The 6,610-nt window shown below is 46.2% G+C and carries 7 protein-coding genes; 5 read left to right on the forward strand and 2 right to left on the reverse strand.

Translation table 11 applies throughout. The features are described from left to right. Both ACYVTD_RS08725 and ACYVTD_RS08730 read right to left on the reverse strand, forming a co-directional pair. A partial coding sequence (locus tag ACYVTD_RS08725; RefSeq protein ID WP_461247390.1) for a hypothetical protein occupies positions 1–1,361 on the reverse strand: 1,361 nt, incomplete at its 3' end. Positions 1,362–1,380: 19 nt separating this feature from the next. Further along, positions 1,381–2,799, reverse strand: coding sequence for a hypothetical protein (locus tag ACYVTD_RS08730; protein ID WP_461247391.1), 1,419 nt, complete (start codon positions 2,797–2,799; stop codon positions 1,381–1,383). Between the two features lie 139 nt (positions 2,800–2,938). On the opposite strand from ACYVTD_RS08730, the gene ACYVTD_RS08735 reads away from it, so the two are divergent. The 5 genes from ACYVTD_RS08735 to rpiA form a co-directional block, all read left to right on the forward strand. Then, positions 2,939–3,712 carry a hypothetical protein gene (locus tag ACYVTD_RS08735; RefSeq protein ID WP_461247392.1) on the forward strand — a complete coding sequence of 258 codons (774 nt, stop codon included), beginning with the start codon at positions 2,939–2,941 and terminating at the stop codon, positions 3,710–3,712. After that, entirely contained in the window at positions 3,709–3,891 is a 183-nt protein-coding gene (locus ACYVTD_RS08740; protein ID WP_461247393.1) for a hypothetical protein, read from the forward strand. Before ACYVTD_RS08735 ends, ACYVTD_RS08740 begins: the two co-directional genes overlap by 4 nt. A gap of 128 nt (positions 3,892–4,019) precedes the next feature. After that, complete coding sequence (locus tag ACYVTD_RS08745; RefSeq protein ID WP_461247394.1) at positions 4,020–4,478, forward strand: hypothetical protein; 459 nt, start codon at positions 4,020–4,022, stop codon at positions 4,476–4,478. Positions 4,479–4,489: 11 nt separating this feature from the next. Next, positions 4,490–6,034 carry a type I 3-dehydroquinate dehydratase gene (locus ACYVTD_RS08750; protein WP_461247395.1) on the forward strand — a complete coding sequence of 515 codons (1,545 nt, stop codon included), beginning with the start codon at positions 4,490–4,492 and terminating at the stop codon, positions 6,032–6,034. Continuing rightward, positions 6,010–6,610: ribose 5-phosphate isomerase A (gene rpiA / locus ACYVTD_RS08755; protein WP_461247396.1), on the forward strand; the 601-nt coding region annotated here is incomplete at its 3' end. The genes ACYVTD_RS08750 and rpiA, both read left to right, overlap by 25 nt.

The raw sequence follows: 6,610 nt of genomic DNA on the forward strand, positions 1-6,610 counted from the left end.
TCATCTTCAGCCGCTTCATCGAATTCCGGCGCGACTTCTTCAATCTCTTCAATTTCCGCGATGTCATCCGTATCAGATTTTGCCACGACATCCGCCGTCCTGGCCTCTGCTTTCGGTTTTTCTATCCTTACGGCGCGGTTTTTGACAATCTCTTCCAGCGAGGCGAGGTCGTAGCCCGACTTCATGACAGCTAACAGTTCGTCCCATGCCTTGTCAATTATGCCGTCTACTTCTTTTTCCAGTTTGCGGTTTATGCTAAGGCCGTGTTTTAGCTCAAAACGAATTTCGTCCCTGCGCTGTTCAAGTTCCAGTATCCATTTTGCCCTGTCCTGCCCTGTTTTTTTTATGTACAACTGTTCAAAAAGATTCGTCCTGAGCGTGTTAATCCTGTTCTGTACCAGCGTTAAAGGATGCGGCTTAAAATTAACAAGAAAAAACACGACAAGGAATATCGTAAGAAACATTGAAAAATGAAAAATAAATTTCATGGAAGCGGGAATCGCGAAGATTGAATCGTTTATTATGCGCCCGAAATACAGGTTGTTGCCGGTTTTTGTCGAGATAAGCGCGTACCTGACGCCGGAATCTTCCGCGTCGAACGTGACATATTCCTGAAAATCCGCGTTCCATGCGGAAGATATTTTTCCCAAAAGAACGGCTTTTGACGTACTTGGGCTTCCGAAAACAATCCCTCTGGGATCCCTGATAACCGATACGTCGTCGGCAGGTTTCAAGATGCCTTCGGTGATAAGTTTTTCCGCAACCGCCCTAGCCGAAAGATAAAAAAGGGCGGTTCCCCTGTAAACGTCCATGGAATCATAAAAAGGATATGAAAAAATTATTCTGTCGTTTGTGTCGTCCATGGTATATTTAGATTTTTCATTCGCCTTTACGCTTATGTCGTCGTAAGGCAGGACTCTGCTGTCGTCCGTATAATTTCGGTAGGTGGCGGAATTAGCACTAATGCTGATTACGTCGCGGTTCGATGTGGAGTAGTGGAGCCTTACGCCGTTGCTGTCCACAAATTGCACCGACTGAAGCCCGCTGACGGATTCCACCAGTATCCCGAATACCCTTGAACGCTCGTAAATGTCGGCCGCGGTTTGGTTGTAAAGGAAACTGCTTTTTACCGCCGGTTCATTCAATGTGTCGGCAAATTTGTTTTCCAGATCTAAAAAGAATGTTTGGACAATTTCAGCGGCTTTTTCGTTTTCTTTAACGACGGAATTAACAAAAGAAGGGTTATAAAAATGAGTCCTTACAAAGTCCAGAGGCTCAAAATCAAGCAAATAGACAATTCCGGCAAAGAGGATGCATGAGATAACTAGCACTAGAGCCGGTTTTTTGAAAGTAGACAACATTTCTTCCTGCTATCATCTATTATCGGTAAATTTTTAACATTATGGAAGATAAAACAAGGAAATAATTGCTATTTGGCGGGGGTGCGGGGGCGCTGTAATCAAAGCGAAGCTGGTTGGCTTTTACATAGGAGTTTTTTAACGCCGAAAGTTCAGGTTTTATACCTTTTATCTTGCTTCGGTTTTCTTCCGACACTTTTGCCTTGAAATAGTCGTCAAGGGCGCTTAAGATTTTGTGGTAATTTTGCATTTCGGCGATATTTTTTTCCAAATAGCCAATAATCTGCTCTTCCGTCATCTGCGACAGTTTATGGTAAGCCGGACCTTTCATTAAACTGGTCAGGAATTTTATCTTTTTTTCCAGTTCGTCCCTGAATTTAAAGAAATAAACCTTTTCTTTTACCGGCAAATCCTTGGTTTGATCCAGATATTCCACTGTATAGACGACTTCTTCCGGTTCGGCGTTTGTAATCTGCCTGATAAGCTCCTTGATTACCTGCATCAGGCTTTTTTTATAACTTTCCATTATGGCTTGATTTTCATCAAGTTTGGACAGTATTTCCGAGAGGGAGGTTGAAGCGCCGCCGATTACCTGAATGCCGTCCAAAAGGATGTTTTTGAAATTTACGGGGGCTTTTACCGCTTTTTGCTTGGTTACGGGGACTTTTAAGGTGTTTAGAACCATGTCCCTCATGTCCTGGCCGTTTTTGGAGTAGTCTTCCTTGATAAGTTCTTCGATTAATTCTTTATAAAAGGGCGAGCCGGGCATTGCCGAAGGCATTTTTTTCTTGATGTTTTCAGGGGTGGCCTCGCCCGGGGACATGTCTTTTGTTATTTTTTGGCGTACTTCAAGTTTATAATATTCCCTGTAGTAGATGCTAAGGTTCTTCAATATTGCCATGGACGACGCCGTAGTCTTGGACAGCCTCGAAAGGCTTTCGGCGATTATGCTCAATGTTATTTGATCGACTCCGGCTTTTGAACTCATCGATATTTCCGCGACCGCCTTGGTCATAAGGCTCTGGCTGTCCGGCGACAAGGCTACCCAGTCTATGTAGCGGACAAGCCCCACAATCCGTTTAATCCTGTCCAGATTGAGGAAATCTATGCCTAATTGGTAAAAATTGGTTAAATAGTCCAGTTGGTTGTCATAATTGGACAGCCTTATCGACAGCTGTTCCACCTTTTTAGCTTCGTTGTACGGAGTCGCGTCCGGCACTTCCAGCTCGGTTATTTTTGTTTCCTGCTTGTAAGGGTCTTCGTCTATCAGTTTTTTCTTTAAATAGATATTATATAAAGAGGCGTAAGAAGTGTGGAAGTTCCTCAGTTCGTCCTTGAGTTTTTGCATTTCTTCCCTTTCCAGCCAGTCCTTCCTGGCGCCAAGGACTTCTTGCATGGTCGCAATATAGGAGGCTACTTGTGTTTGAGGGGTATCTGCCATACATTAATTATTATATAAATATATAGAAAATTCAAGAAAAGCCTTAAAAATCGGCTTGATATAGGCTTATTTTTAATTATTTACTACATTTTTTCCGCTAAAGTAATGCAAAAACGCATGTCCGCACCGTATATACTGTATGAAGTTAGTTATTTTTCTGTTTCCGGCGCTGATCCTTTCCCTGCTTTTTGCCTGTTGCAGGGATTTGCTTCTTTCGTCGTACACTGTGGCCCCGCCGTCCGCGCCGGAAGAGTGGGTGTCCCTGCTCGGCGAGCCCCACTGGCGGCTGGAATGGCTGGACAAAAACGGCAACAAGCGGATAGCGGATATTTTACCCGGCGCCCGCTTGGAAATTGAGATCCCCGTCACATGGGCGAATCCCGTTACCGCCTGGCCCTATTGGCCGGAACACAACCTGCCCGCCGGAGTCTTCAAACCCGCCGGGGCTTTGTTCCCCTTCGACGCGGACGGCGGTCGGCTCAATTTAACTTGGAAAGCCGGGGTCGATACGGTCTTTTATTGGGAACTTGCCCTTGCCTGCGACGGGCAGAAAGACGTGAAAATTCCCGCCAATTTTGACTGGTCTCGTTTTAGGGAACTTTTAAATGATGAAACATTAAACGAAGAAGTCCGTAAAGACCCCTGGCTTGTAGACTGGCGTACCGTAGCGCAAAAAACAATAAGCGCGAGTTTTGACCGCCGCCGTCTTGTCCCCGAAGGCGCAGGCTCTTTGTCCGTTCCCGTTGCTTGCGGCCCTTGGTACGGAACTTCCCCGTTTGGCGAGCCGTTGTTTTTTGATGAAGGTGAAACGCCGTCTTTCCCTGTCCGTCCCGGTTTTAACGTGTGGGTTTCTTCCGGCGGGATTTTGCGCGTCAGCGGGAAAACATGGACTATATCGGGGGTGAAGCCATGAAAGCGGTTGTTGATGAACTAAAGAAAATAAATGAAAATATTTGTGAAATTTTGGAACTAATAAAGCAAAGCAGAAAAACGAAAATAGAACAGATATTCGATAATGCTTGCGCTTTTGTTGGAATTCTTGGTATAATTTCATTAATTGATATTATTTTGAAATGGTTATTAGGAGGTTAAATATGCTGTTTGAAGCTTTTGTTCTGGTCGCAATAATAATTCTCAGTTTTACAATGGTTTATGTTCTCCGTACCCTCAGAAAAATCACGTCTTAAGATACTTGTTCATAAAGCCCTCAATTGGTTATTATGAATATAATTACCATGAAGCGAGGGCTGTTTTTACCGTTATTGATATTTTTCGCTCTTCCGCTGTGGCCGCAGGAACAGGTTGGCCAAAGCCAAGACCCTTTTTCCCTTGTCGGCATGAAGGTGGCTGAGCTTGTGGAGCGGTTTGGGGCGCCGACGGCGGTTTTTGCGGTCAGGGGAAACGAGGTCTGGCAGGACGATGTTGTTTTCCAGTATGCCGGAGCGGATTTTTTCATTGTTAAGGACAGGATTTGGCAGGTAAAACTTTCTGCCGCGCTTGGGATTAATTCGGGCGACCAGAAACAGGCGGCGGCGCTTGTTTTGGGCGCGAAGGCGCAGGACAGGGGGGATCATCTGCTTATGTCCGTAGCCGGCAAGGACTGGCCGCTGATGTTCAGGGTGAACATTAACGGCGCGGGGCGCGTCGCCGCTATTTATATTTACCGGCCGGACTTTTAAGGAGGACAGTTTTGGCAAAAATCTGCTTGTGTCTAACCGCAAAAACCCTTCAAAAAAATCTGGAAATTCTAGAAAAATACCGGAAGTATACGGACATTGCCGAATTGCGCGTGGACTGCCTTAACGCCGATGAGCGCCTTTACATACGCAGTTTCCCGGAACTTGCGGGATTGCCCGTTATTCTTACAATCAGGCGCGACTCGGACGGCGGGTATTATACGGGCGGGGAAGGTTCAAGGATAAGGTTGCTTGCGAACGGCTTAGCCTTTGCGGAAGTGGACAGAAGAAAAAATTTCGCATACGTTGATATTGAAGAAGACCTTGAAGTGCCAAGCCTTGAAGAAGCCGCGAGAACTTTCGGAACAAAAATAATCCGCTCGTATCATAATACGGAAGGATTAATTGACGACATTCCCGCAAAGCTTAATTCCATGCTGCGTACCGGGGATGAAATTGTTAAAATGGCCTTAAAAGCCAATACCACAAGCGATGTCGTTAAAGTTTTCCGCGCGGCGAAAGACTGCGCGATTCATGATAAAATTATTCTGTGCATGGGGCATCTGGGCATTTATTCGCGGCTCCTCTGCGAAAAATTCGGCTCTCTCCTTACCTATTCAAGCGCGTTATCTGAAAATGAAGTTCCCGGGGCGACATGGCAGATTGATGTTAAAGAATTAAACGAATTATTCCGTTTCCGCAACATCACAAAAAAAACAAAAATTTACGGGGTTACGGGTTTCCCGTTAATGGCAAGCATAAGCACATGGATTTTTAATTTGACATTCGGTTTTGAAAATACAGACGCTGTATATGTGCCGTTACCGGCGGACTCGGTTCATGATGTTTTGGAGATTGCCGAAGAATTGGGAGTTCAGGGGCTTTCGGTTACGGTACCTTACAAGGAAGCGGTTTTGCCCGCGCTTACAAGGCGTTCGGCCGTAGTCCACTCTATCGGGGCCTGTAATTTCATGTTTCGTTCCCCCGACGGCTGGTTTGGCGATAACACCGACTGTACCAGTTTTTCGGCTTCAATACTGGCATTCTTGGGCAAAAATAATCTTAAATGGAAAAAGGTTACAATTGTCGGGGCGGGCGGAGTCGCGCGCGCCGTCGCCGCCGAAGTTTTTCGTATGGGCGGCAAAGCCCTAATTTTAAACCGTACCATTCACAAGGCGAAAGACATCGCGTCGATGTACAATTTCCGCTGGGGTGGGTTGGACGAACACGGGATTGAATTAATAGAAAAATACCGGGACATTATCATACAGGCGACGTCGGTCGGAATGGGAGGATACGAAGCTTCCGATCCGCTTGAGCTTTATTCTTTTACCGGCAAAGAAATCGTGATGGATTTGGTTTACTATCCCGCGCAAACGCCGTTATTAACTCGCGCTGCGGCCGCGGGCTGCAGAACCATCAACGGTTACAATATGGTAACAAATCAGGCCGGCCATCAATACAAACAAATTATGGGAAAGGAAATTCCCCCCCAGCTTTTATCGAGGGTTATCAATATAGTGGAGGCAAGTACATGGAACAAGATTCGGGCAGAATAATGAAAGAAGCCGCCGGAAAAGCGGCGGTAGACGCGCTTGTAAAAAGTAGCATGAAGCTCGGTCTTGGCACGGGGTCTACCGCCATTCACGCGGTACGTAGGGTAGGCGAACTTTTGGCGAACGGGACGTTACGGGACATCAGCGCCTTTGCCACCAGTTTTCAAACTGAAATTGAGTGTGAAAAATTAGGGATACCCGTTTACTCGTTGAACTCAAAAGAGCTTGCAAGCGGGCTTGACCTTACCATAGACGGAGCCGACGAGGTTGATCCGCAAAACCGCCTGATTAAGGGTGGGGGAGGGGCGATGTTAATCGAAAAGATAGCCGCATATTCCTCCGCGTTATTCGCAGTTACTGTGGACGAGTCCAAAATCGTGCAAAGCCTAGGGACGGGTTTCCCCGTTCCCGTGGAGGTTGTTCCAGACGCCAGGGTTCAGGCTACAAAGGCATTTGAAAAACTAGGCGCAAATGTTATACTTAGGGAGGCGTTGCGTAAAATAGGGCCTGTCATCACCGAACATGGGAATATAATTCTTGACATCCGTTTCAACTCCCCTGTTGATCCCGTAAAGATGG

It is taken from the genome of Treponema sp. R6D11 (genome assembly GCF_054786075.1).

Bases quoted from the DNA above. Each gene is read 5' to 3' on its own strand.
- ACYVTD_RS08730 (WP_461247391.1), bottom strand. From the start codon at position 2,799: ATGGCAGATACCCCTCAAACACAAGTAGCCTCCTATATTGCGACCATG.
- ACYVTD_RS08735 (WP_461247392.1), top strand. From the start codon at position 2,939: ATGAAGTTAGTTATTTTTCTGTTTCCGGCGCTGATCCTTTCCCTGCTT.
- ACYVTD_RS08740 (WP_461247393.1), top strand. From the start codon at position 3,709: ATGAAAGCGGTTGTTGATGAACTAAAGAAAATAAATGAAAATATTTGT.
- ACYVTD_RS08745 (WP_461247394.1), top strand. From the start codon at position 4,020: ATGAATATAATTACCATGAAGCGAGGGCTGTTTTTACCGTTATTGATA.